This is a genomic window from Mucilaginibacter straminoryzae, assembly GCF_022953055.1.
GTDB classification, from domain to species: Bacteria; Bacteroidota; Bacteroidia; order Sphingobacteriales; family Sphingobacteriaceae; genus Mucilaginibacter; species Mucilaginibacter straminoryzae.
Map to the genome: position 1 here is coordinate 85,629 of NZ_JALJEJ010000006.1, position 24,703 is coordinate 110,331.

At 45.8% G+C, this 24,703-nt stretch carries 23 protein-coding genes; 16 read left to right on the forward strand and 7 right to left on the reverse strand.

Going from position 1 to position 24,703, the window contains the following annotated elements:
• The first annotated feature begins 14 nt into the window (after positions 1 to 14).
• The 13 genes from MUY27_RS13530 (at position 15) to MUY27_RS13590 (ending at position 11,671) form a co-directional block, all read left to right on the forward strand.
• On the forward strand, positions 15 to 536 hold the full coding sequence (locus MUY27_RS13530) for a DinB family protein (protein WP_245130580.1): 522 nt from the start codon (positions 15 to 17) through the stop codon (positions 534 to 536).
• 357 nt (positions 537 to 893) lie between these two features.
• The gene (locus tag MUY27_RS13535) at positions 894 to 1,748 is read left to right on the forward strand and encodes a UDP-2,3-diacylglucosamine diphosphatase (RefSeq protein WP_245130582.1); all 855 of its coding nucleotides are present in this window, start codon (positions 894 to 896) and stop codon (positions 1,746 to 1,748) included.
• 43 nt (positions 1,749 to 1,791) lie between these two features.
• Positions 1,792 to 2,778: a glycosyltransferase family protein gene (locus MUY27_RS13540; RefSeq protein ID WP_245130584.1), complete on the forward strand. Its 987-nt coding sequence runs from the start codon at positions 1,792 to 1,794 to the stop codon at positions 2,776 to 2,778.
• Between the two features lie 47 nt (positions 2,779 to 2,825).
• Entirely contained in the window at positions 2,826 to 3,812 is a 987-nt protein-coding gene (locus MUY27_RS13545; RefSeq protein ID WP_245130586.1) for a DUF6427 family protein, read from the forward strand.
• A gap of 45 nt (positions 3,813 to 3,857) precedes the next feature.
• Positions 3,858 to 4,550, forward strand: coding sequence for a phosphoribosylformylglycinamidine synthase subunit PurQ (purQ, locus tag MUY27_RS13550; protein WP_245130588.1), 693 nt, complete (start codon positions 3,858 to 3,860; stop codon positions 4,548 to 4,550).
• On the forward strand, positions 4,543 to 5,283 hold the full coding sequence (locus MUY27_RS13555) for a type III pantothenate kinase (protein ID WP_245130590.1): 741 nt from the start codon (positions 4,543 to 4,545) through the stop codon (positions 5,281 to 5,283). Before purQ ends, MUY27_RS13555 begins: the two co-directional genes overlap by 8 nt.
• The gene (bamG, locus tag MUY27_RS13560) at positions 5,276 to 6,598 is read left to right on the forward strand and encodes a BamG family beta-barrel-assembly machinery protein (RefSeq protein WP_245130592.1); all 1,323 of its coding nucleotides are present in this window, start codon (positions 5,276 to 5,278) and stop codon (positions 6,596 to 6,598) included. The genes MUY27_RS13555 and bamG overlap by 8 nt, the downstream gene beginning before the upstream one ends.
• Positions 6,599 to 6,610: 12 nt before the next feature.
• Entirely contained in the window at positions 6,611 to 7,192 is a 582-nt protein-coding gene (lptC, locus tag MUY27_RS13565; protein ID WP_245130594.1) for an LPS export ABC transporter periplasmic protein LptC, read from the forward strand.
• A gap of 111 nt (positions 7,193 to 7,303) precedes the next feature.
• Positions 7,304 to 9,412, forward strand: a complete 2,109-nt coding sequence (locus tag MUY27_RS13570) for a peptidylprolyl isomerase (RefSeq protein WP_338042676.1) — start codon at positions 7,304 to 7,306, stop codon at positions 9,410 to 9,412.
• Between the two features lie 67 nt (positions 9,413 to 9,479).
• On the forward strand, positions 9,480 to 9,995 hold the full coding sequence (locus MUY27_RS13575) for a DUF2480 family protein (protein WP_245130599.1): 516 nt from the start codon (positions 9,480 to 9,482) through the stop codon (positions 9,993 to 9,995).
• 3 nt (positions 9,996 to 9,998) lie between these two features.
• On the forward strand, positions 9,999 to 10,799 hold the full coding sequence (locus MUY27_RS13580; RefSeq protein WP_245130601.1) for a DUF3108 domain-containing protein: 801 nt from the start codon (positions 9,999 to 10,001) through the stop codon (positions 10,797 to 10,799).
• Positions 10,800 to 11,369: a DUF3109 family protein gene (locus MUY27_RS13585; RefSeq protein WP_245130602.1), complete on the forward strand. Its 570-nt coding sequence runs from the start codon at positions 10,800 to 10,802 to the stop codon at positions 11,367 to 11,369.
• The gene (locus MUY27_RS13590; protein ID WP_245130603.1) at positions 11,369 to 11,671 is read left to right on the forward strand and encodes a hypothetical protein; all 303 of its coding nucleotides are present in this window, start codon (positions 11,369 to 11,371) and stop codon (positions 11,669 to 11,671) included. Before MUY27_RS13585 ends, MUY27_RS13590 begins: the two co-directional genes overlap by 1 nt.
• 434 nt (positions 11,672 to 12,105) lie before the next feature.
• Here the strand turns inward: MUY27_RS13590 and MUY27_RS13595 are convergent, their stop codons facing one another.
• From MUY27_RS13595 to MUY27_RS13610, 4 genes are all read right to left on the reverse strand, one after another.
• Positions 12,106 to 12,957, reverse strand: coding sequence for a type 1 glutamine amidotransferase (locus tag MUY27_RS13595; protein ID WP_245130604.1), 852 nt, complete (start codon positions 12,955 to 12,957; stop codon positions 12,106 to 12,108).
• Positions 12,958 to 14,058, reverse strand: a complete 1,101-nt coding sequence (locus tag MUY27_RS13600) for a carboxylate-amine ligase (protein ID WP_245130605.1) — start codon at positions 14,056 to 14,058, stop codon at positions 12,958 to 12,960.
• Positions 14,059 to 14,230: 172 nt separating this feature from the next.
• Positions 14,231 to 15,433 (reverse strand): ATP-grasp domain-containing protein, encoded by a 1,203-nt coding sequence (locus tag MUY27_RS13605; protein ID WP_245130606.1) that lies wholly within the window; start codon positions 15,431 to 15,433, stop codon positions 14,231 to 14,233.
• 30 nt (positions 15,434 to 15,463) lie between these two features.
• Positions 15,464 to 16,129 carry an alpha/beta fold hydrolase gene (locus MUY27_RS13610; protein WP_245130607.1) on the reverse strand — a complete coding sequence of 222 codons (666 nt, stop codon included), beginning with the start codon at positions 16,127 to 16,129 and terminating at the stop codon, positions 15,464 to 15,466.
• Positions 16,130 to 16,306: 177 nt separating this feature from the next.
• Between MUY27_RS13610 and MUY27_RS13615 the strand changes: the two genes are divergently transcribed.
• On the forward strand, positions 16,307 to 17,122 hold the full coding sequence (locus MUY27_RS13615; RefSeq protein ID WP_245130609.1) for an alpha/beta hydrolase: 816 nt from the start codon (positions 16,307 to 16,309) through the stop codon (positions 17,120 to 17,122).
• A 69-nt stretch (positions 17,123 to 17,191) separates the two neighbouring features.
• Here MUY27_RS13615 and MUY27_RS20735 read toward each other — a convergent pair whose 3' ends face one another.
• The gene (locus MUY27_RS20735; RefSeq protein WP_476739018.1) at positions 17,192 to 17,587 is read right to left on the reverse strand and encodes a hypothetical protein; all 396 of its coding nucleotides are present in this window, start codon (positions 17,585 to 17,587) and stop codon (positions 17,192 to 17,194) included.
• Positions 17,588 to 17,637: 50 nt separating this feature from the next.
• Here MUY27_RS20735 and MUY27_RS13625 point away from each other — a divergent pair, with 50 nt between their 5' ends.
• On the forward strand, positions 17,638 to 21,009 hold the full coding sequence (locus MUY27_RS13625; RefSeq protein WP_245130612.1) for a trifunctional glycoside hydrolase family 18/polysaccharide deacetylase/glycosyltransferase family 2 protein: 3,372 nt from the start codon (positions 17,638 to 17,640) through the stop codon (positions 21,007 to 21,009).
• A gap of 5 nt (positions 21,010 to 21,014) precedes the next feature.
• Here the strand turns inward: MUY27_RS13625 and ispF are convergent, their stop codons facing one another.
• Together ispF and porV are read right to left on the reverse strand one after the other, a co-directional pair.
• On the reverse strand, positions 21,015 to 21,497 hold the full coding sequence (gene ispF / locus MUY27_RS13630) for a 2-C-methyl-D-erythritol 2,4-cyclodiphosphate synthase (protein WP_245130615.1): 483 nt from the start codon (positions 21,495 to 21,497) through the stop codon (positions 21,015 to 21,017).
• A complete protein-coding gene (gene porV / locus MUY27_RS13635) occupies positions 21,490 to 22,662 on the reverse strand; it encodes a type IX secretion system outer membrane channel protein PorV (protein ID WP_245130616.1) in 1,173 nt (390 codons plus the stop codon). Before porV ends, ispF begins: the two co-directional genes overlap by 8 nt.
• Before the next feature lie 224 nt (positions 22,663 to 22,886).
• Between porV and MUY27_RS13640 the strand changes: the two genes are divergently transcribed.
• Entirely contained in the window at positions 22,887 to 24,650 is a 1,764-nt protein-coding gene (locus tag MUY27_RS13640) for an SUMF1/EgtB/PvdO family nonheme iron enzyme (protein WP_245130619.1), read from the forward strand.
• The last annotated feature ends 53 nt before the right edge of the window (positions 24,651 to 24,703 follow it).

Genomic DNA, 24,703 nt, shown 5'->3' on the forward strand with positions numbered 1-24,703 from the left:
ATTGAAGGTACATTGTGAATATTAACCACGAGCGAAAACTGCTGGAACAAGCTTTTGAAGCATACAGGAACCGGCTTGACGAGATCCCGGACGAGGAGTTTGAGAAAGCCCCCGCCCCCGGTGTTTGGTCTGCCGCTGAAGTATATTCGCACCTGCTGGATGCTACCCTGCGCACATTCATGGGCATAGACCAGTGTTGCATGAAGACGGTTGAGCATACTACTGTAAAAGAAAACTGGAAAGGGAAGCTGATGATGTGGCTGGGCACACTTTCCTTTATGCGTATTAACGCACCGCCCGAAGTGGCAGCGCGCGTAAAAAAAATCACAAAAGAAGAAGCCCGTAACAAACTGGTAAAAATAAGACGGCGTATCGAAGAACTGGCCACCCGCTTACAGTCAGCACCGGAAGATTATCGCATTAAGCACCCCATAATGGGCATGCTGAGCGGTAAACAATGGTTTAAGTTTTGCCGCATGCACGCCGAACACCATCTTAAACAGCTGGACCGCATCAGTAAGGCATTAGCCGGCTGATCATATTCCATTTAATCAACACCCGCCTACCCCATCTCGAAATTTTTCTTCTGCCCGTATTAAACCTTTTCTTTTTCCACACATCTATATTTTATCAACAAGGGTGTAACATGTTGATACTTAATATCGTCTTAACATTAAAATAATCACCCGGCCTTACTTTTGGCCTTAATAAGGTTACTATGAGTTTCAACATCGCATACCTGATTGTTACCGGCCTGTTGCTGTTGCTCGCTATTCTTTACTTCAGCCCGTATGAATTACAGGTGGAAGAAGAAGACGAGGATTGAACAGTACCGCCGCATAGAACTTTGACCGCCGGTTTAAATTACAACCGGTGCTGAAATACATGTGTTGATGCCAAAACGCGAAGTAGATATTGTGGTGATCTCTGACGTACACCTGGGTACATATGGTTGCCACGCCAAAGAATTGCTCAAATACCTCAAGAGCATTAAACCCCGTAAGCTGATTCTTAACGGCGATATTATTGACATCTGGCAGTTCAGTAAATCTTACTGGCCCGAAGCACACATGAAAGTGATCCGCAGGATACTGAAATTTGTGACCGACGGCGTTCCCGTTTACTACCTTACCGGCAACCACGACGAGATGCTGCGGAAATTTGCCGATTTTAACCTGGGCACTTTTCAGCTACTCAACAAAATGGTGCTGAACCTGGATGGTAAAAAGGCCTGGATATTTCACGGCGACGTTTTCGACGTTACCATGCAGCATTCTAAATGGCTGGCTAAATTAGGCGCCGTTGGTTACGATAGCCTGATTCTGATCAACAGCTTTGTAAACTGGTTCTTAACCAAAATGGGCCGTCAGAAAATGAGCTTTTCGCAGAAAATAAAAGGCCGCGTAAAAGAAGCAGTAAAATTCATCAACCAGTTTGAACAAACCGCCGCCGACCTGGCTGTGGATAAACAATACGATTACGTCATCTGCGGGCACATCCACCATGCCGAGATCCGCACCATCCAGGCGACGGACAGCCCAGGTTCAGTACTTTACCTCAACTCTGGCGACTGGGTAGAAAGCTTAACCGCGCTGGAATATCACAACGGCAACTGGACCATCTTTAAATATGAACCGAAAGACTTTGTAAATGAGCCCGAGGACGAAGATAAAACCGATACCGAAAATCTGGATGACAAGCTCGACGTAAAAAATCTTTTAGAAAGATTCAGGCAGGAGGCGCATTAGTACACCTAAAAACTGATATTTGCGTTATCAGTCTTCCTTCCGCATGAAAATACTCTTCGGTATACAAGGTACCGGTAACGGCCATATCAGCCGTGCCAGGGAAATTGTCCCTTTACTACAGCAATATGGCGAGGTAGACTTGCTCATCAGCGGTACGGAGGCAGAAGTTGCTTTAACGCAGCCTGTAAAATACCGTTACCACGGCTTCAGTTTTGTATTTGGCACTACGGGCGGGGTAGATAAGTGGAAAACCTTTAAAATAATGAAACTTCGGCGGCTTTGGCATGATATGCATGCGCTGCCGTTGCAGCAGTATAACCTTATCGTTAACGATTTTGAACCGGTTAGCGCCTGGGCCTGTCGTCTGCAAAAAATACCTTCCGTTTCGTTAAGCCATCAATGCTCGTTTGTATCACCACAAACTCCGCGGCCCGCTAAGTGGAACTATGCCGAGTGGCTGTTCAAATACTATTCGCCCACTACTTACCATATCGGCTTCCATTTCGAACGTTATGCAGATTTTATTCACACCCCGGTTATACGTAGCGAGATCAGGCAGTTGCAGCCGGTAAACAAAGGGCATTACACCGTTTACCTGCCGGCTTATGATGATAAAACACTGATTAAGTATTTAAGCAAGGTAAAAGAGGTGCAATGGCAGATTTTTTCTAAACGGCAGAAAGCCCCTTATCACGAAGGCAACGTCAGCGTGTTCCCGGTAAATAATGATAGCTTTAATACCAGTATGGCCGGGTGCGAGGGCTTGCTTACCGGCGGCGGATTTGAAGGCCCTGCTGAAGCATTATACCTGGGCAAGAAGGTGATGATGATACCCATGCGCAACCAATACGAGCAGCAGTGCAACGCATTGTCGGCGTCGCGGTTGGGGGTGCCGGTTGTGCAGCACATCGACCAGGCATTTGAAGGCAGGTTAAGGGACTGGATCGGGGCTGAAAACCGTATCAGCGTAAATTTCCCGGATGAAACTGCAGCAATTGTGGAACGAATGGTAAAAACCTACGCCCGTTGAGATTTGAGCATGAGCGCTTTTTGTAGTATTATTGCCCATCGTAATTAATGATCAGTATCTTCAGGACATATAAGCCCACCAATTTCTTTTGGCTTACGCTGGTATTGCTGGTTATGCGTTTAGGTTACATTATAAAAGCACCAGACCAGGTGCATTTTATTTTTGTAGAATCTTACATCCGCTCGCTTATTCCCGTTAATTACGAAGACGCACTTTCCTCAACCGCCAATATTTTCATCGCTGCGCTGCTGGTTTTCATCCAGGCCCTGCTGGTGAACTACATCATCAACTTTTACAACCTGCTGGGTAAACCCAGCTTCCTGCCGGGCTTAATGTACATTGTTGCAGCCAGCCTGTTTACGCCGTTCCTGGTACTTAGCCCGCCGTTATTCTGTAATTTCATCATCATCTGGATGCTGTACAAAATATTCGGATTGTACAAAAGCGCAGAATCAAAAACCATTGCCTATGACCTGGGCATGATGGTAGCGGTTGGTTCGCTCATCTACCTCCCGTTTATTTATACGATTTTAGTGGTGTGGATAGCCCTGGTTATTTTTAAACCGTTCGACCTGCGCGACCTGCTGGCAAGTATTTTTGGTTATATCACCATTTACTTTTTCATTGCCGTTTATTTCTATCTCAACGATAAGCTCAACAAGTTTTTAGATATCTGGACGCCCCTGGGTAGCCGTTTCCCGTCCAGCATTCACTTTAGCCAGTATAGCTACCTGGTGCTGGTACCCGTGGTACTGATCTTCATTTTATGCTTGTTTAAGCTGCAGCAATCCTTCTACAAAAGTTACGTCCACATCCGCAAATCTTACCAGGTGCTGGTGCTGCTATTCCTGGTTGCCGGTCTGGCATTTTATGTAAAAGTTGATTTCCGCTTGAACCACTTTTTGCTTTGTGCAGTCCCGGCGAGCGTCTTCTTTGCCTATTATTTCATGTACGCATCGCGGCGCTGGTTCTATGAAACCCTGTTCCTGATCTTCGTTGCCAGCATTATTTATTTCCAGTTTAACACTTTTTAACTTTTACATTCGTTCAGGTTCAACAGGTTGTATTAGTTTTGTAGCATGAAATTTGGCGTAGTTATATTCCCGGGTTCCAACTGCGATGAAGATATCATCTATGTGTTGGACAAAATATTAGGTCAGCAGGTGGTTCGCCTATGGCATAAAGACCATGATTTACAAGGTGCTGATTTTATTATTCTGCCCGGTGGTTTCTCTTTTGGCGATTACCTGCGCTCTGGCGCCATTGCCCGTTTTTCACCTATTATGCAAGAGGTGATTAAGTTTGCCGGCAACGGTGGTAAGGTAATGGGTATTTGTAACGGCTTCCAGATTTTGGTTGAAGCAGGTTTACTGCCCGGTGCATTGCTGCATAACGAGAACCGTAAATTTATTTGCCGCAACATTTTCCTGAAACCGCAAACCAACAATTCATTACTGACCTCACAAGCAGATTTGAATGAGGCATTGAAGATCCCTATCGCTCATGGCGAGGGAAATTACTTTGCTGATGCGGAGACACTGAAGGCGATAAATGATAACGACCAGGTGCTGTTCAGGTATTGCGATGAGATGGGTAATGTAACGGCGGATGCTAATCCGAATGGCTCATTAGAAAACATTGCCGGTGTGTGTAATGCAGGCAGAAACGTTTTTGGATTGATGCCGCACCCTGAACGCGCTGCCGACATTCTGGTGGGTAATCAGGACGGATTGGTGTTGTTCGAATCGATATTGTCATTGGCGAATGCCTGATCTGGTAGTTGATATCGGCAATTCGCAAGCCAAGCTTGCTATTTTTCAACACCGCGAAATTCTTTGGACAGCTCATCTACCCGAGCCGGATCCGGCAGTCTTAAGCGATGTACTCAGCCGTTATCAACCAGAAAGCGCAATTATCTCCACCGTAAAAAAAGACCATACCTGGCACGAGCAGCTTTCTGCTTATTTGCCGGTGCAGGTTTTTAACTACCGGATGGCCGCCAATATCAAAAATCATTACCGTACGCCGGAAACACTTGGTTTAGACAGGCTTGCGGCAGTAGTTGGCGCTTATGCCGAATACCCGGAGCAAGCCAGTTTGGTAATAGATGCGGGCACCTGCATCACTTACGACTTTGTAGATAACCAGGGCAATTATAACGGTGGCAGTATTTCACCGGGCTTGCAAATGAGGTTCAGGGCAATGCACGAATTCACGGCCGCCCTGCCGCTGGTAAGTACCGACTCGGAAAAAATAAGCACGGCCTGGGGCGACGATACGCCCTCAGCGATGCAGTCGGGTGTACAAAACGGACTAAAATATGAGGTGACCGGCTTCGTAGAAAGTTACCGGGAGCAGCACCCCGAATTAAATGTGATACTAACCGGCGGCGACGCTATTTTTTTGGATACTGTACTGAAAAATAGCATCTTTGCCCCCTATATTAAAATTGACCCTTATCTCGTTTTAAGGGGTTTAAACGCAGTTATACAGCATAATGATTAAATATATCCGTTTTGTAATCCTGTTCTTTTTTGCTTTATCAGCAAGTGCGGTAATGGCACAGTCTACCGCTACTACCAGCTCCCCTTATTCTAAATATGGGTTGGGCTTGCTAAGTCAGGATCTGCTGCCCCAGCAGCGGGGTATGGGCGGTATCGGTGCTGCTATTAATAAAATCGGCGGGTATAACCTGGTAAACTCTTACAACCCGGCTTCTTACGGCTTTATCAACCTTACTACTATCGATGTTGGTGCATCTGCCAATTTCATCACCCTTAACCAGTCGGGCGCTTCTTCACAAACGAACGGCAATTTCCGGTTAAGCCATATTACTTTTGCTGTTCCGGTAAGCAAACGCTCTGCGCTGGCCTTCGGCTTAAAACCCTATTCAGAACTGGGTTATAATTATACGCAAACTAAATCTAACCTGGGTTCGGGCCTGCCATCAGATACCAACAGCGTGAATTACATTTACAGTGGCGAAGGTGGTTTGTCTAAGGCCTTCATCGGTTATGGTTTTGGCCTGGGTAAGCACTTCTATTTCGGTGGTAATGTTTCTTACATCTTTGGTAACCTGGAGCAATTTAGTTCTACAGAGATCCCTAACCTTTATGGCGGCTTTAATACCCGTCTGGAGCAAAGCAATAACGTAGGCGGCCTGAATTATGATTTCGGCACGCAGGTAACATTCGATGTTGCTGAAGCTACGCACCTTACCTTCGGTTACTCTGGTTCGGCAAGCACCCAGTTGAACAGCCAGAGCAAATATATTCTGAGCCAGTACAGCAAGAACTTTACAACAAATAACGAGGGCCTCGCAACAGATACTTTGGTAAACAGGCAATCTAGCCAATCTAAGATCAAACTACCGCTGATCAATCACTTTGGTTTTTCATTACATAAAGAAAATAAATACCTGTTCGGTGCAGATTACAGCACCGGAAAATGGTCTGACCTGACCATTGGTGGCGTAAACCAGGGATTGAGTAACAGCCAGTCTTTCAACGTTGGCGGCCAGATTACACCAAACTACAACGCACTGCATAACTACTTCGCGCTGATGGATTACAGCCTGGGTTTCAAAGCAGAAAAGACTTACATTACCATCAACGACCGGGATATTAAAGCGCAGGCCATTACCTTTGGTTTGGGTTTCCCGCTGCCGCGTAACAACACCAGCTTTTACAAGATTAATTTCTCAGCAGAAGTTGGCCGCCGCGGAAGCTTAGCTCCGGGCCTGATCCGCGAAAATTATTTTAACTTCCATTTAGGATTCACCCTGAACGATATCTGGTTCCGCAAATACCGGTTCGATTAATTGAGGTTAATAATGCTTCGAAGCCTTTGTAACGGTGTAAAATTTGGTTTTACAGTTGCTGTTGTGGCGCTGTTACTGGCTGGCTGTGAAGAAAATGACCTGAAGAAGGTACGCGAGATTGCCTCCATGCAGGAAACAAAACCCGTACAACGTACAACAGGCGTTGACGTGATCTATAGCGATTCTGCAAAAGTAAAGGCAAGACTTACTTCGCCCCTGATGCTCGAATACACCGAAGGGAAAAAGCCTTATACCGAAATGCCCAAAGGCGTTAAGGTGGTGTTTTTTGATGCCAACCTGAAGATGAGCAGTTCCGTAGTTGCTGACTACGCCATCCGCTATAATAACGAACACCTGATCGAGCTACGAAAGAATGTAGTGGCAACCAATGCCAAAGGCGATAAGTTTATGTCTGATGAACTGATCTGGGAGGAAATTACCAATAAAGTAACCTCGCAGAAGCCGGTTACCATCATTACCACCGATGGCAGTGTGATCAATGGCGCCTCTTTAAAGACCAATCAGAAATTTGATCCGTGGGACATCTCACAAACCACCGGTAAATTTCCTGTCAATCAAAACATTGCTCCATAAAAATTTGTTTAATGGCGCGAAATTTCTGATGCTATTTTTTGGTAAAAATTGTATCTTGCGCCCTCTTTTAACTAAATAGAAAATTATTATTTGAGTTAGTATATGGGTATTATGAGTTTTTTGCGCAACCGGATGGGAGTAATCCTGGTCGTTGTTATCGGTTTAGCGCTTTTTGCCTTTATTGCCAGTGAAGCGGTGCAGTACGGCAGATCTTTTTTTTCTGGTGACCGCACAACAGTGGGCGAGGTAGCAGGTGAAAAGATCAGTTACGAAGACTTTAACAAACGTGTAGAGTTTAACGAAAAGCAGTATCAGCAGCAATTCGGCCAAAACCTTACGCCGCAGTTGGTAAGCTACGTACAAAACATGACCTGGAGCCAGAACGTAAGCCAGATCATCCTGAAAAAAGAAGTGGATAAATTAGGGCTGGTAGTTGGCGAAGACGAAACCCGCAACATGATCAGCGGACCAAATCCTGATCCGGAGATCGTACGCAACTTCTCTAACCCTCAAACCGGCCAGTTCGACCGCGGACAGCTGAACCAGTTCTTAAGCGCTATGCAAAATGCACCTGGTGCTGATGAAATGAAACAGCGCTGGTCTCAACTAGTAGCCTCTTTAATTGATACCAAAAAAACCCAGAAATACCTTTCTCTGATCAGAAACGGTTTATACGTAAACTCATTAGATGCTAAAGACGATTACGAGGCTAAAAACAAACTGGCCAACTTTAAATATGTCGCTTTAGATTATTCAACCATCCCTGATAATAAAGTTACCCTTACCGACGGCGACTTCCAGGCTTATTATGACGAGCACAAAGCTGCTTTCAAAAATGAGCAGGAGCTGCGCACGTTCAAATATGTTAGCTTTAATGCTGCGCCTTCTAAAGCAGATTCTGCTGCGATAAAAGCACAGGCAGATAAACTGGCTGCAGATTTTAAAACAACCCCTAACGATTCCCTTTTCGTTCAGATCAATGCCGTTAATGCTGCTTATAAAGCGCCGCTGGCATTTCTGCGCAAAGGCCAGTTAGAGCCTAAACTGGATACCGTGATGTTTAATGCATCTAAAGGTTTTGTATACGGCCCATACCTGTCTGACGGTAGCTACAAAGTATCTAAACTGGTAGATGTAACCGTTGGTCCAGATTCGGTTAAAGCACGTCACATCCTGATCAACCCGCAATTAACAGGTGGTTTGGATAAAGCCAAAGCACAGGCAGATTCATTAAAGAAACTGATCCAGGGTGGTAAGCCTTTTGCTGACCTGGCAAAAACTTACTCTACAGATAAAGGTTCTGCTGAAAAAGGCGGCGACTTAGGCTACTTCGGCCGTGGCGCAATGGTGCCTCAGTTTGAGGAAGCTGCATTCACCGGTAAAAAAGGAGACCTGGTAGTTGTTACTTCACAATTTGGCGTACACCTGATCCAGATTGAGGATCAAAAAGGTTCATCTAAAGTAGTTAAAGTAGCTACAGTTGATCGTCCGCTTACGGCCAGCAGCCAAACCCAGTCTGCTGCGTTCAGCAAAGCACAATCATTCCTGTCTGCTGCTAACAGCGATAACTTTGAAGCCGAAGCCAAAAAGATGGGCTTACAGGTTAAAACTGCTGATGATGTAAATGGTTTAGCAGTTAGCCTGCCAGGCTTGGAAAATGCCCGTGACATGGTTAAATGGGGCTTCGGTGCAGAAAAAGGTGCCCTTGCCGATAAAGCGTTTACCGTGGGTAACCAATACGTGGTTCCTAAACTGGTAGAAATTAAACCGGAAGGCATTTTACCGCTCGAGGTGGTTAAGAAGCAAATTGAGCCTGCTGTCCGTAATATTGTTAAAGCGAAACAACTGAGCGAGAAACTGCAAGGTGCGTTAAACGGCGCTTCTTCTATTGAGCAGGTTGCACAAAAAGTAGGTACCAGCGTAGTTCCTGTTGAGAACGTGGTATTTGCCAACCCGATATTACCTGCCGTGGCACAAGAGAATAAACTGATTGGTGCTGTATTTGGTTCACAACCGAATAAGCTAAGCAAACCTATTGAAGGCGAACATGGCGTTTACGCCTTTGTGGTTAATGGTTTTGTTAACCCGGCGCCACTTACAAATGCAGTTCGTCAGCGTGAGCAGATCGGACAGGCTTTATTACAGCGCGCCGATAACCAGATCTTTGATGCTCTGAAAGATAAGGCGAATGTAAAAGATTACCGCGCTAAATTCATGTAATTTAAAATAGCGTAATTTTGCATCCGGAACAGCGTTATAACTGTTCCGGATTTTTTATTTTAAGACTATGGAGATTCAGGAAAATTTTGTGAATAAGGTTGCCCAAAGCGGGCTGGTAACCATCGACCCGGCGGATTTTTATCCGGAAGGGGAACGCGTGGTTTATGATATAAAAGATAATCTTTTTCACGGCCTGATCTTGCGTGAGAAAGACTTCCGGGAGTTTGTGAAGGCGCATGACTGGGCGCAGTACCAGGATAAAATTGTTGGTATTACCTGCACGGCTGATGCTATTGTGCCTGCCTGGGCTTATATGCTGTTAGCTAACCGGCTTGCGCCTTATGCTAAAGCGGTTGTTTTTGGCGATGCAGATACCATAGAAGCGAAGCTGTTTGAAAAGCAGATCGAGCGTTTCGACGCGGATCCGTACCGCGATCAGCGCATCGTGATCAAGGGTTGTGGCGATACCCCTGTGCCTGTTGACGCTTATGTTGCATTGACGACTAAACTTTCGCCTGTTGTAAAGAGTCTAATGTTCGGCGAGCCTTGCTCTACCGTACCTATTTACAAAAGGAAGGATTAAAACATGACAAAAAGGGCCTTTATTATACTATTCTCCATTGTTACCGCGGCAGCGCTGTTTGCCTTCAGGCAATTTCTGCCCATGCCCGACAGGATAGATGATACGGCATTTAAAGCTGGCGAGCGGCTGAACTACCGCCTCAAGTACGGCATTTTTACTGCAGCCGAGGCCCATTTAAAGATAGAAGACAGCGATGTAAAATTCGACGGGCGACCGGCTTATCATATCATTGCTGACGGAAATACCGCCGGTACGTTTGACGTGTTCTACAAGGTGCGTAACAGGTACGAAAGTTATATTGATAAAAGCACCCTGCTGCCCTATTTGTATACCGAAAACAGGCACGAAGGCAGCTGGCACCATACCGACAAGGTAAGCTTTGACAGGCAGGATAACAAGGTAACCGCCGGGCAGGGAGTTTTCCCGTTAAAAGGCGGAAAAGTGTTCGATTTTCCATCCGCATACTACTTTGCCCGTAACCTGGACGTTTCTAAACTGAAGGTTGGCGATACTTTTGACATGCAATATTTTTTAGACGATGGCGTGCAAACGCTCAGCATTACCTTTGCCGGTCGCGAAAAAGTAAAGACCGCTTTGGGTACATTCAACTGTCTGAAATTTAATCCCTCTATTATCCCTGGTCGTATTTTTCGCAAAAACAGTAAATTGTATCTTTGGGTAACGGATGATAATAACCGCATACCGGTAAAAGCACATGTAGAAGTGGTGGTAGGAAGCCTTACAATGGAGCTTACCAACGCAACCGGTTTAAAATTTCCGTTGAACGGACAGCTTAAAAATTAAATGATAGAAGTAGGAAGTACGCTGCTGCATGAGGATGTAGTGAAGGAGAATTTTGTATGCAACCTTAACCGTTGTAAAGGGGCTTGTTGTATCGAGGGCGATTCGGGTGCGCCATTGAACCACGATGAACTGGCCATCCTCGAAGAGATCTATCCTAAAGTAAAGCCGTTTATGACGGCCAAAGGCATACAAGCCGTAGAAGAGCAAGGCACGCACGTAACCGACTTTGAAGGCGACTATACTACCCCATGTGTAGATACTAATAAGGAATGTGCCTACGTAACCTGGGAAAATGGTATTACAAAATGTGCGATTGAAAAGGCTTACGAACAAGGCGAAATGAATTGGAAAAAGCCGATTTCCTGCCATCTGTACCCCATCCGCATCACCGCCTACCCTGAGTTTGATGTATTGCATTACGACCGCTGGAATATCTGCAGCCCGGCCTGTAGCTTTGGTGATGAGCTAAAGGTAAAAGTTCATGAATTTCTGAAAGAACCTTTGATCCGTAAGTACGGCGCAGCCTGGTACCAGGAACTGGAAGAACAACTGGCAGAGATTAACAGCTAATGATTGCTGCTGATATACAAAGCCAGGTAAGGCAAGTTGTACTGGGCCTTGAAGGCGCCATTTCTACAAGCGCTGCCCTTGACCATCGCGTAACTACAGCCGGGGCTGATCATCAAACCACTTTACGGGAAGTTATCCAATCTGCTTTTGCGCAATACGGCGTCGAGGTGGAGTTTAGCGGAAAGGGGCCAAATGAACGCGGTGTGGTAATTGATATCGATGAAGACCTTTTTACGCAGACTAACGCAGATGTAAATACCCTTCGGTTTGGCCAAACAGTAGTGCGGGTACTATCACTTTAATTTATCCTGAGCGCCTTCAAGAATGCTTCGTTTCTCGCAAGGTACACATAAAGCTTCGCTATTTTTATTCCCCTTTGTCATGCTAAGGTAGTCGACCTGTGCCGAACTAGTTTCGGGAAGCATCTGCCCGTTAGGGTAACTCGGGCATCAACCTAACAGGCAGATGGTTCATTACAAACAAAAACGATACTTTATATATGCTTCGACAAGCTCAGCATGACAATGTGTAGAATTACACACTCTAACAGCAGTCGCTCGGCTCCTGCCGAGTGACGACTATCTAATCGCTGAACTTTCAAGCGAGCGACTACTTCAAAGCGGATTTGCGTTAACTCATTTAATGACACATTTGTCATGTTTTCTCCCTTTGACAAAAGACGATTGAATCGTCAATTACTCCCCGAACGCGTTACAAACGCGCTCGATTGCAGAATTCAGGATTTACAAATGACGCTCTCTTTCCCCAACACCTCCTCAACTGCCTCTCTCAAAAAGTTTGGTATCAGTGTACGTTGGGTATGCAACAGCATTTCCGGGTGATCCAGCCGTTCCAGCATCTCGTTGTATTTATGTTCGCCGTGCTCGTCTATCACCTGTTGTTTCTTCTCGGCATTCAGCAAATGTAACTTCATCCCTTCGGGGTTGGCTTCAGGGTGAAACTGGGTACCAATGAAATACTTATTAAAACGAATGGCCATCATTGCCCGCGGCAGGTCTACATAAGGGCGTTCTTTTTCTATGGCCAGCAGCTTCGCTCCTATTTTTTCAAATGCCTGTTCATCCGGATGTACCACCTGCCAGCTCCGCGAATCAACTGCGTAGAAAGGATCAGCAAGACCTGCCATCGCCGGATCAGATTCGCCCCCATTTACAAAATGTACCGGAAGGATACCAAAAGAAGGCGAGCGGCGCAGCGATATCTCGCCCAACTTGTATTTCCGGCAAAGCAACTGAAATGAGTGGCAAACAAAAAGCACATGCTTTTTAGGAGTAGTGTCAGAATTATTCCAGGCTTCCAGTTCATCTATCAACTGCATGTAACGCTTATCCCATTCCTCATCCTCTGTAAGCGGATTACCCGGCCCTCCGCTGGAAATATACAAGTCGAACTCCATTCCGGGTAATTCATTCTTTTGCCTTACATTAAACACCTGCCAGGTAAGGTTCAGGTTCTTGTCGCTCTTAAATCTTCGTAATATCTCGTCGAAACCGCGCATACCCTGGTTTTCAATCCCGTTATACAGGTCAAGCACGGCAACTTTAATTTCCCTTGGATCAGTGGTCATCTATTCAACTCCTTTTAAAGTTTGCGAAGTTATGTAATCCACCACGTCGATAAAACTGCTTTTCTGATTATAAACCGCCAGTTGCCTGTCCGCACCGGTACCATTCTCCAGTATTTGATGAATGTAGGATAGATCTTCGCGGCAGCCGAGTTCGTCTACTACGTCGTCTACAAAGTCGAGCAACTCTAACACCAGGGCACGGCTGTTCACCTCTATCTGTTTACCAAAGTCTATCATTTTACCGTCGATGCCATACCTTGCGGCCCGCCACTTATTCTCGTTGATGAGTGCACGGCTGTAGGTAATAAACTTCATATTCTGCTGTCGCAGCTTGTACAACTTGGCGCAAAGGGCCTGGAACAATGCGGTAAAGGCAATGGTTTCATCTACCAGCATTGGGCAATCACAAATGCGGAACTCGATGGTCTCATAGAACGGGTGTACACGGATATCCCACCAGATCTTTTTCGCGTTATCGATACAGTTGGTTTTTACCAGCAGCTTGATGTAATTATCATACTCTTCTATACTGCTGAAAACATCAGGAATACCCGTACGGGGGAACTTATCAAACACCTTGGTCCGGAAGGATTTATAGCCCGTATTCCGGCCTTCCCAAAAAGGCGAGTTGGTAGATAGCGCAAATACATGCGGCAGAAAATACCGTACCTGGTTAGCAATATGGATCGCCATTTCGCGCGACTGGATCCCTACATGTACGTGCAAACCAAAGATGAGGTTAGAACGGGCGGCTTCCTGCAATTCGTCCACAATTTCGTCATATCGCGGATGCGGCGTAATCAGTTGGTGCTGCCAATGCGAAAACGGGTGTGTTCCTGATGCACCTATTCGCAGACCCAGATCGCCGGCAAGTTGCGCTACAGTCAGCCGCAATTTGGTTACCTCGCGACGCGCCTCTTCCGTGTTTCGGCAGATGTGCGTACCCACCTCTACAACAGCCTGGTGCATTTCGGCCTTCACCTGGTCATGGTGGATCTTTTGCGCACCGTCTACAATTTTTTGCTGATGCGAGGTCAGTTCCCTTGTTACGGGGTCAACCACCATAAATTCTTCTTCTACACCTAAGGTAAAATCGTTCATAAGGCGTTAATTGATTTGCGCTATCAAAAAGAGTAATTTAACAAAAATATCATTGCGATACGCTGCAAGCGTAGAAGCAATCCCCTGTTTTAATAATATGGCGAGATTACCCTTCGACAAGCCCGAGGTGACAACCTTTGCCACCCCGCCTTGCAATCGCATATTCAGGCTTCTATTTCTTCTTCGCTTTCGGCTTTGCCTCTGCTTTACCTTCATCTTTCGCCGCCGATTTCTTTGACTTTGGCTTAGGCTCAACCTTTTCCGGCTCCGCTATAGGTACCTCTGCTGAAGCTTCTTTTGCTGCCTTTGGTTTAGTGGCTCTTGCCTTAGCTGCTTTAGGTTTTTGCTGTTGCTCTTCGGAAATGGCATGGTCAATCTCGCCAATGCTTACATCCGCTTTAGTTTCCTTTCCCTGCACCACAACCAACGCCGTTTTACCTACTGCTGCTGAAATAAACTTACCCCAGGTAAGGTTATCTGCTCCCGGCTTTTGTGCTTTCGCTCTCTCTATCGCATAATCAGCTGCGGTTTCCACCACCCATTCAAAGTTCTCCTGCCCTACGCTGTTTACATCTGCATCGGGCGCGGGGTTGCAGAAATCTATCGCATACGGGATACCGTCCCGAACGGCGAACTCCACGGTATTGAAATCGTACCCCAGGTATTGGTTCAGCGTTAATACATGATTTTTAATGGTTTCCAACAGCCTCTTTTCGGCAGGCGCCTTACCATGCTCGTAACGCAAATGGTGCGGGTTACGTGGTTCATACTGCATAATGCGCACATGCTTGCCACCGATACAATAGCAACGGAAATAATCGTCAAAAACAATCTCTTCCTGTAACAGCATTACCAACTGCCCGGTGCCCTTCATCTTTTTCCAAAGGTCTTCCTTGTTTTCAATACGGTAAACGTCGCGCCAACCGCCACCGTTAAATGGTTTCATATAAGCAGGGAAGCCAACGTAATCTAAAATAGTATTCCAATCGAGCGGGTAAGCCAGGTTGCGGAACGAGTTCTCGTTCGTACCATCCGGATGATCTTTAGAAGGCAGCAACGCAGTTTTCGGCACCGGAACGCCTAGTTTTACCGCAAGCGCATTATTAAAAAATTTCTCATCGGCACTCCACCAGAAAGGGTTATTGATAACGGCAGTCCCGCTAATTGCGGCATTCTTCAGTGCAGCACGGTAGAAAGGCACGTCCTGAGAAATACGGTCTATGATTACCGCATAATCCAGCGGTTCTCCCTGCAGCACCTTATCAATGCGTACAAATTCTGCAACGATGTCTTTTTCGGCCTTCTGGTTCACCCGGTCTACAAATGCCTGCGGGAAGGTATTTTCCTGTCCGAAAAGAATTCCAATTTTTTTCATAGTAAATGTGATGTTTTATGTTGTTTGCTTTTACTTAACGGTCGATAGATAGTGCGGGAACATTTCTTTCCAAACGGGCCAGTCGTGTTTTGCCTGCGGCCGCACGTCCAGCCAATGATTAATGTGCTTCCTGTTTAAAATGTCTGATAGCTGCCTGTTGTAATTAAGGCAAATATCCCACTCAGATGTCCCTAAAATAATGTTTATCTGCCAAAGATCCGGGTTATTACTGCCCGGTAAAAAGTCGACGGGGTTATTGTAAAAAATATCGTCATTGAAGAAACCATCGGTAAACATCTTGATATCAAATGCGCCGCCCATACTAAACAGATGTCCTGTCCTTTCCGGGTGTTTAAAGGCATAATTTGCCGCATGGTAACCCCCAAAACTGCAACCTGCTACCGCCACTTTACCTACACCGGTCTCGTGCATTGCCCAGGGAACCAGTTCGTCATGCAGCATTTTATCATACCAGGTATATCTTCTCGCCCGCTCGGCGGGATGGATGCTTTTATCGTACCAGGTTAAATTATCTATGGTTGCCGGGCAATAAATCTTAACCAGGCCCTGATCTATAAACCAGCTTATACTATCAATTAACCCGTGATCTTTATTCTGATAATACTTCCCCTGCGAAGTAGGAAATAATATAACAGGATAACCCCGGTCGCCAAAGACCAGCATTTCCATATCCATGCTTAAATTCTGAGAATACCAGCGCCGATAATGCTCTATCAAAACAGAAAGCTTTACTTTTTATACAATGTAAGTTAGCAGGTATTGTTTGATCTGTCAATGATCTGTAAATAATTATCTGACCGTTGTTGTGCTTTGCTACGGGATAAACTTATTTTTGCATCCCCATTATTATTGATGATGTACCCGACTTGTGCCGTTGACATGCCCTATATACAAACAACCTTAACAATACCTTCTACAGAACTCGATCGCGACGTAACGGTTACCCTGCTTTTGCCGGAGTTAATCAACCAGGCAGAACCTCTGAGCTTGTTATTACTAAATGATGGGCAGGATGCTGAAAACCTGTTATTGAAGCAGTCGCTCGAAAGGCTTAATAGTAACGGGCAGATTAAACAACTTGCAGTGGCGGCCTTACACGCAGGTGAAGAGCGCATACAGGAATACGGTACGGCAAGCCAGGTAGATTACCTGCAGCGCGGCAGCAAAGCAAAAGCTTATACCGGATTTATCGTTGACGAACTGTTACCGGCTCTTAAGGATGAATTGCAGTACAAAGGATTTGATACGGTAGCCTTTGCGGGGTTTTCACTCGGCGGGCTTTCTGCTTTGGATATCAGCTGGAATCATCCGGAAATATTTGACAAAGTTGGGGTATTCTCCGGCTCGCTTTGGTGGCGTGCCAAAGGCCTTGCTGATGGTTATACTGATAACGACCGTGTTATGCACCAAATTATCCGTAATACCGAGGGTAAGCCTGAACTTCAATTCTTCTTCCAGACAGGAACTTTAGACGAAACGGCCGACCGTAACCAGAACGGCATTATTGACTCCATTGATGATACCGTTGACCTAATGATCGAATTGGAGAACAAAGGTTATCACCGTCCGGAAGACATTACTTACGTAGAAGTAGTTGGCGGTAAGCACAATACCGAAACCTGGGCTAGAGTGTTACCAAAGTTTATTTGCTGGGCATTTAAACGATAGGTAAAGGGTTCTAGGAACGAGTTTTGAGTTACGAGAGAATTATCAGTTCTAAGCAAGACCCGCACAACTTTAACTTCCTACCAACTTTGATTTTCCCGACTCGCTACTGACCACTGGAAACTCGCTACCATTGCTCTCTGCTACTGAATACTCGCTACTGAATACTCGAAACTCGCTACCAAAAATCGCTCCTATCGCCACACTCTCCGCCGGGCCCAATCCTCGTAACCCCCATATCAACCTAACGTCACAATAATTACCTGTGATTTGCGTATAGATTATAAATTGTATTTTTGTGCTATGGTTCAAACCATTATCGTCATATTGCTCTTCGCGGCGGCCTTGTTCTATGTAGGCCGGCTTGTTTACAAAAGTTTCACGGCAAAAAAAAGCTGTGGCAGCAATTGTAAATGCGGAGTAGATTTTTCTAATATCAAACCCTGATTGCTTTAGAAAGGTATTCACTGTATCTTCACGCCAAAACTTTTAATTTTGTTTAAAGTTTAAACTATTTAATGGCGCAGAACAAGCAAATTTTTCAAGCCGAAACCCCTGGTAGATGGAACCGTTTTAAATGGATCAGCCGTGTTATTGCTGTTATCCTGGCAGCCGCCGTGGCAGCATCGGTAATCACCATTACTTCAAAGCAGTATCCCTCGCTGCCTAACTTAAACCCTGCGCCCAAAAAGTTAACCAAAGAGGAGATAGACCAGCTTAAGCACTCCAAAAAATACAAAGATTTCCGCATTCAGAAGGCAGAGATACAGGCCCTAGCCCGTGCCCGCCGCGAACACCAGCGCTTGCACCCCAACAACAAAGACCGGATTAACGCAGGTTTTTATCGCGCATGGGAAGCGCAGGCCTACAATTCTTTGTATGACCACATCGGCAAGCTGGACATGATTGTTTCGGAAGGCTTTTCGATTACGCCGAATGCAGATACCGTTACCGCTAAAATGGATACCGGCCTGTTGAACCTCAATAAAAAGTATCATAAACCGGTAGTTGTATCGCTTTCCAACTACATCAACTACGATAACCAACATGGCGGGTTCGATAGTAAAGATGTCATCCGCATTGTTAACAACAAGGCTTCACGTGCAACATTTATCAGCAGCGTTATTAAACAGCTAAACTTTTACAAGTTTAAAGGGATCAATCTTGGGTTTGATGACCTGCCAAGCCGTAACAGCAAAGCTTACTATAACTTCCTGCGCGAGTTTTATACCGCCCTGCATGCTGCCGGCTACCTGGTTACCCAGAACGTAATTGCCGAGGATGACACTTACGACCTGAAAGAGCTGCAAAAGTATAACGACTTTCTATTTGTGATGGCTTTTGACCAGCACAACGAGAATACCAATCCGGGCGACATTTCTAACCAGCATTGGGTAGAAGAAATCTTAGACCGCGTATGCGCTATTGTGCCGAGCGAAAAAGTGATTTTAACTGTAGCTGGCGGTGGTTACGACTGGCCTCAAAACAGCACCGGCAAGTCTATCGGGTACCAATATGCTATCAGTACTGCACTGGAGCAGCATAAAAAGATCAATTACGATCCGCAGTCTGCTAACCTCAGTTACGATTATGTTGGCAAAGACGGCTTGCGCCATGATGTTTACTTTACCGATGCGGCTACCAACTTTAATATCATCCGCATGGCGGACGACTGGGCTACAGGTGGTGTAGCCTTGTGGCGTTTAGGCACGGAAGACCCACGATTGTGGACCTTCTTCCAGAAAAACCTAACGATAGACTCGCTCAGAAAAACGGGCGTCGAGGTAAAACGTTTAACCAGCGTCGGCCTCAACAACAAGATTGATTACGATGGTGATGGTGAAGTATTGGACCTGATCACCACGCCCGATACCGGCAGTATCGATGTGCAGATGGATACCAAGAACTTCGTAATCACCAACCAGAACTACATTAAGCTGCCGACCAAATACGTGATCAGACGGTACGGTTACGCGCCTAAAAAAGTGGTGCTTACTTTTGATGACGGCCCCGATCCGGATTATACGCCGCGTATTCTGGATATCCTGAAAAAAGAAAAAGTACCTGCGGCGTTCTTTGTGGTAGGTTCCATGGTGGAAAAGAATATTCCGCTGCTGCGACGCATCTATGACGAAGGTTACGAGATCGGAAACCATACTTTCTTTCACCCGGATATTTCAACCGTTAGCATTCCGAGGGTAAGGCTGGAACTGAATTCAACCCGCCGTTTAATAGAAGCGGTAACTGGTAGAAGTACCATCCTGTTCCGCCCGCCTTTCAATGCGGATGCTGAACCGCAGACGCTTGCCGAGGTGATTCCGGTAGCTGAAAGCCGCAAGCAAAACTATATCAACATCGGCGAATCTATCGACCCTTGGGACTGGCAGCCCGGCGTAACTGCTGATAGCATCATCGCTCGAACCATTCGCCAGGCAGACAAGGGCTCCATGATCTTACTTCATGATGCCGGCGGTGATACACGCGAGGAAACCGTTAAGGCTTTGCCTGCGATCATCCATTATTTTAAAACACACGGCTACCAGTTCACTACCATTGCCGACGTTTTAGGTAAAACCAAGGATGACCTGATGCCGCCGATAAAAGACGACGCCAACAGCGGCATCACCGGCCCCTTGTATAACTTCTTCATCATCGGGTTCTTTTATGGCAACTGGTTCATGTTGTACCTGTTCTTCTCGGCTATCTTCCTGGCTATTGGCCGCATCATCATGATCGGTGTACTGGCTATCAGGCAGTATTTCGAGGATAAGAAAACCCGCGATGCCCGCTACCAAAATGCCGTACTTTACCCGGTAAGCATTATTGTTCCGGCGTATAATGAAGAGGTTACCGCCATTAAAACCATCGACAGCTTATTGCAACTGGAATATCCGGAACTGGAAATTATCTTCATAGATGACGGATCTAAAGACCGCACTTTTGAAGTGGTGAACAATGCTTACGGTAACCATGAAAAGGTAACAGTGCTAACCAAACCTAATGGTGGCAAAGCTTCTGCACTGAATTTTGGTATTACCCATGCCCGGTATGATTATGTAGTTTGTATTGATGCAGATACTGTGTTGAAGAATGACGCGATTTACCACCTGATGACCTACTTTACCGATGAGGAAATAGGCGCGGTAGCCGGTACGGTAAAAGTTGGTAATGAAAATAACCTGATTACCCGCTGGCAATCGATTGAATACATTACGGCCCAGAACATGGACCGCCGCGCCTTCGACCTGATTAACAGTATCACCGTGGTACCCGGTGCCATAGGCGCTTTCCGCAAAGCAGCTATTTTTAAAGCGGGCGGCTTTACCTATGATACCCTTGCAGAGGATTGCGACTTGACCATGCGCATCCTTAAACAAGGCTATATTGTTCGTAACTGCGGCGAGGCCATTGCTTACACAGAAGCGCCGGAAACGATCGGTGCGTTGCTGAAACAGCGTTTCAGGTGGAGCTTTGGCGTAATTCAAAGTTTCTGGAAAAACCGCGATGCGCTGTTCAACAAGAAGTTTAAATTCTTCGGGATGGTGGGCATGCCTAATATCCTCGTCTTCCAGATCATCCTGCCGTTATTTTCACCGCTTGCCGATCTTCTGATGATCATCGGTCTGTTCAGCGATAAGCCGTGGAAAATTCTGGGCTATTACCTGGCCTTTATTGTGGTAGACTTTATTGTGTCTGTGGTGGCCTTCCGCATGGAACGTGAAGATTATAAGAAGCTGGTTTACATTATTCCGCAACGGTTCATCTGGAGGCAATTAATGTATTACGTACTGTTTAAGGCGATCCGTAAAGCGGTTAAAGGCGAATTAAGCGGCTGGGGAGCACTAAAGCGCACCGGAAACGTAACCTTAAAGCGAGGGGAACAAAAGTAAAACGATCAGGCTTTTTCTATCAGGCAAACGGCATAAGCCACAACACCTTCGCCCCTGCCAATGAAACCCATTTGTTCGTTGGTAGTGGCTTTGATAGAAATGTCTTCCTCGTCTATCCCGGCTGCCTGGGCAATGTTTGCCTTCATAGCCGGTACATGCGGATTAATTTTTGGCGCTTCCAGGCATATCATGGCATCGATATTACCTACCGCCCATCCCTTTTCTTTCAATAAACCTATCACATGTTGCAGCAAGATCAGGCTGCTGATACCCCGCCAGCGCTCGTCCTTATTAGAAAAGTGGTAGCCGATATCGCGCATGTTCGCAGCCCCGAGCAAGGCATCGCAAATGGCATGTACAATGACGTCTGCATCCGAGTGTCCGAACGCACCTGAGTGATGTTCCAGTTGCACGCCGCCCATAATAAACGGATGGCCTTCTTTCATCTGGTGCACATCAAACCCAAATCCAACTTTTAGCTTACTCATCTTTATCAAACAGCGAATTAAAATTAACCAGCAATGTAAAGCGAAGGGTGTTCGCGAAAGGACTTTTTTGCTGGCTGGCGGCTACATAAGAAAAATCCAGGTTAAAGGCTTTGTATTTCAATCCGGCGCCTAAAGTAAAATAGTTACCGCTACCCTTTTGAGGGTCTTTATAATAGTAACCGGTACGTAAAGCAAACTGCTTATTATACCAGTACTCTATACCAAGCGAGTAGCCTATTTCCTTCAGTTCTTCTTTAAAACCACCCGGTGCATCTGAAAACGAACCGAAAATACCGGCCGGGACGGATTTATCATCATCCTTACCGGATATAATATTACCCTGGGCATCCCTGATTGGGGGTGAAGGTGTCAATAACTTATTCAGATCAAAAGCCAGGGTAAACTGGTTCAGGTCATCCAGGTCAATCGTATTTGCTGCGCCTAACCGCAGGTTAGTAGGTAAAAAGTATTTGGGGCCGCCATCGGAGTAACTTACACGCGGCCCTATATTGGAAATATCTGCACCGAAGGCAAATAAAGAAGTCTTGCCAAACTGCTCTCCCGCCTTGCGATAGTACATAGATACATCAGCAGCTACGGTATTGACCGAACTGATCTGCTGCCCGGTAGAGAACGAATTATTAAAAAGACCAGAATGAATGTATCTTAATGATAAACCTAATGAAAACTCTTTACCAAAACGGCGCGCAAAAGAAGCGTCAGCGGTGAATTCATTGGGGGTGTATGTGCCCATATCCTGCTGAAATTCGTTAGTCAGTTGCACCGAACCCAGGTTGAAATAACGCATGGAAAGCCCAAGCGCATTGTTGTCGTCAAACTTGTGCGCATAGCTCAAATAAGATAAGCTAACATCTGGCACCAATTTACGCAGCCAGGGATTATAAGAGGCCGATACCGTGTTTACATCCTCAATAAAGGCAAGCTTTGAAGGGTTCCAGTAATTAGCATTTACATCCGGCGATATGGCCACACCTGCTTCACCCATGGAACCAGAACGCGCATCTGGTGTAAGGTTGATAGAGGGTACAGCAATATTATCGCGTCTTACGGTTTGTGTGGTGGTTTGGGCTGCAAGCGATAAGGGCAATAAGCACACTGCCCCACCGGTAAGCCATAAGATTCTATTAAAAAAAAACTTGCTCAATTGGTACTTGTTACAGCGTTATATGCAATATTAGAGTTAATCTGCCACTTTATCAAAAGTTACCAGCAGGCATAAAAAATAATTTCTCAAACAATTGTAACTCTTAGTTGATTTTATCGTAAAAACCCCAATTAATGGTAAAAAAATTTAAATATCTAACAAAAAGATCACTAAATATTTACATACAAAGTTTTTATATTTACATTGTGAACAACTATAGATTTATGACTTTAAATTGTACAAGGTTTGCTTTGGTGTTGTTGTGCCTGGGTGTAGTGTTAAGTAGCTGCAGCAAGCGCCAGCAATCCCCTAAAACAGGGATGAACTACAATGATAAATACAATGGAGGGTTCCAGGTATTTAAGAAAACCCACCCCGCTCCGGGGCCAGGCTTAGTTCCTATAGAGGGCGGCACCTTTGTATTAGGCGGCAGTGCCGATCAGGATGTTAATTACGAATATAACAATATGCGCCGCAGGGTAACGGTACCATCTTTTTATATGGATGATACCGAGGTTGCCAACGTGGACTGGTTAGAGTACCTGCATTGGTTAAATATTAACTATCCGGACGACAAAAGACTTTATTATGAAGCGTTGCCGGATACATTAGTTTGGCGCAGCCCTTTGTCTTACAACGAACCTTACGTTAGCAACTATTTCCGTCACCCGGCATACCAGGATTATCCTGTTGTTGGTGTTACCTGGGATCAGGCCCAAGATTACTGTGTGTGGCGTACAGACCGTATGAACGAAAACTTGCTGCGTAATGCCAACATTCTGGCGACATGGAAAGATGCGGCAGGCGCAGGTAAGGGCGGCAATGGTAAAGGTGGAGCAACAACAGCGTCGGCACCAAATGGCGGCAAAGAACCTTTCAATACAGAAATTTATCTGAACGGCCAGTACCGTGGCGAGGGTATCGACGGTAAAAAAATGATCCCTGATCTGAACCCTAATGCAAAACCGGCTGCTAATGCTAAAGGCAAAAATGGCCGTCCGACAAGGCCTGCAGGTCTGGAAGATGGTATCCTGAAACCAGGCTACCGTTTACCATCTGAAGCGGAATGGGAATACGCTGCCTTAGGTTTAATTGGCAATACCGAATTTGAAAATATCAGCGACGGTAAGATCTATCCATGGAATGGCATGGGTGTCCGCTCACCAAAGAAAAGAACCAGAGGCTTAATCCTGGCTAACTTTAAACGTGGTGACGGTGATAACATGGGTGTTGGCGGCTTCCTTAATGATAAGGCAGACATTACCGCTCCAGTTCGTTCTTATCAACCTAATGATTTTGGCTTATATAATATGGCTGGTAACGTAAACGAATGGACCGCCGATACGTATCGCCAATCTTCATTTGAAGACGTGGATGATTTTAACCCATTCCGCGGTAACCAGTTTAAAGACAAACGCCTGGAAGATCCGGCTAAAGGCTTATTGGCAAAAGATAAATATGGCAGGCCGATTAAAGATCCGGCAAAAACTGGCCGTAAACAAAAATGGGACGAACTGACAGCTCAACAACAACTTGCCGTTGGTACTAATGCAAGAACCGGTGCAACTAATGAAACATTGCCCGCTGGTATAACTGCTGCCCCAGCCCAAACACAGCCCGCTACTGCTACAACCGGTGCTACGCCTGCTACCACTACTGCTGCTGCGCCTACAGGTGACATCAGAGATCAGTACAAAAAACCTTATAACCCGGATTTCAGAGGTTATGCCGATAGTGCTAATACCGTGTTGTATGGACAGACAACTTTGGTTAACGACCATTCTAAGGTTTACAAAGGCGGTTCATGGAATGATCGTGCTTACTGGCTTAACCCGGCTACACGCCGTTATATGGACGAAGACCAGTCAAGCGCAGAAGTTGGTTTCCGTTGTGCCATGACCATGGTTGGCGCAACAGAGATAAACCCTTCGGGCCGCCCGCACTTTGTTCAGAAAAAACCGAAACCATTCAAAGCCAGGGGAAGATAATCACTGGCGAAGTAATGATACCAAAAGAGCCTTAAGCTAAACACTTAAGGCTC

What these genes read in the sequence shown, in the direction of transcription:
- MUY27_RS13615 (WP_245130609.1), top strand. Translation starts at nt 16,307, where the DNA reads ATGATGTACCCGACTTGTGCCGTTGACATGCCCTATATACAAACAACC.
- MUY27_RS13535 (WP_245130582.1), top strand. Translation starts at nt 894, where the DNA reads ATGCCAAAACGCGAAGTAGATATTGTGGTGATCTCTGACGTACACCTG.
- MUY27_RS13555 (WP_245130590.1), top strand. Translation starts at nt 4,543, where the DNA reads ATGCCTGATCTGGTAGTTGATATCGGCAATTCGCAAGCCAAGCTTGCT.
- MUY27_RS13545 (WP_245130586.1), top strand. Translation starts at nt 2,826, where the DNA reads ATGATCAGTATCTTCAGGACATATAAGCCCACCAATTTCTTTTGGCTT.
- MUY27_RS13595 (WP_245130604.1), bottom strand. Translation starts at nt 12,957, where the DNA reads ATGACCACTGATCCAAGGGAAATTAAAGTTGCCGTGCTTGACCTGTAT.
- MUY27_RS13585 (WP_245130602.1), top strand. Translation starts at nt 10,800, where the DNA reads ATGATAGAAGTAGGAAGTACGCTGCTGCATGAGGATGTAGTGAAGGAG.
- MUY27_RS13625 (WP_245130612.1), top strand. Translation starts at nt 17,638, where the DNA reads ATGGCGCAGAACAAGCAAATTTTTCAAGCCGAAACCCCTGGTAGATGG.
- MUY27_RS13570 (WP_338042676.1), top strand. Translation starts at nt 7,304, where the DNA reads ATGAGTTTTTTGCGCAACCGGATGGGAGTAATCCTGGTCGTTGTTATC.
- lptC (WP_245130594.1), top strand. Translation starts at nt 6,611, where the DNA reads ATGCTTCGAAGCCTTTGTAACGGTGTAAAATTTGGTTTTACAGTTGCT.
- MUY27_RS13640 (WP_245130619.1), top strand. Translation starts at nt 22,887, where the DNA reads ATGACTTTAAATTGTACAAGGTTTGCTTTGGTGTTGTTGTGCCTGGGT.
- ispF (WP_245130615.1), bottom strand. Translation starts at nt 21,497, where the DNA reads ATGAGTAAGCTAAAAGTTGGATTTGGGTTTGATGTGCACCAGATGAAA.
- MUY27_RS13590 (WP_245130603.1), top strand. Translation starts at nt 11,369, where the DNA reads ATGATTGCTGCTGATATACAAAGCCAGGTAAGGCAAGTTGTACTGGGC.
- purQ (WP_245130588.1), top strand. Translation starts at nt 3,858, where the DNA reads ATGAAATTTGGCGTAGTTATATTCCCGGGTTCCAACTGCGATGAAGAT.
- MUY27_RS13540 (WP_245130584.1), top strand. Translation starts at nt 1,792, where the DNA reads ATGAAAATACTCTTCGGTATACAAGGTACCGGTAACGGCCATATCAGC.
- MUY27_RS13600 (WP_245130605.1), bottom strand. Translation starts at nt 14,058, where the DNA reads ATGAACGATTTTACCTTAGGTGTAGAAGAAGAATTTATGGTGGTTGAC.
- MUY27_RS13605 (WP_245130606.1), bottom strand. Translation starts at nt 15,433, where the DNA reads ATGAAAAAAATTGGAATTCTTTTCGGACAGGAAAATACCTTCCCGCAG.
- MUY27_RS13575 (WP_245130599.1), top strand. Translation starts at nt 9,480, where the DNA reads ATGGAGATTCAGGAAAATTTTGTGAATAAGGTTGCCCAAAGCGGGCTG.
- bamG (WP_245130592.1), top strand. Translation starts at nt 5,276, where the DNA reads ATGATTAAATATATCCGTTTTGTAATCCTGTTCTTTTTTGCTTTATCA.
- MUY27_RS13610 (WP_245130607.1), bottom strand. Translation starts at nt 16,129, where the DNA reads ATGGATATGGAAATGCTGGTCTTTGGCGACCGGGGTTATCCTGTTATA.
- MUY27_RS13580 (WP_245130601.1), top strand. Translation starts at nt 9,999, where the DNA reads ATGACAAAAAGGGCCTTTATTATACTATTCTCCATTGTTACCGCGGCA.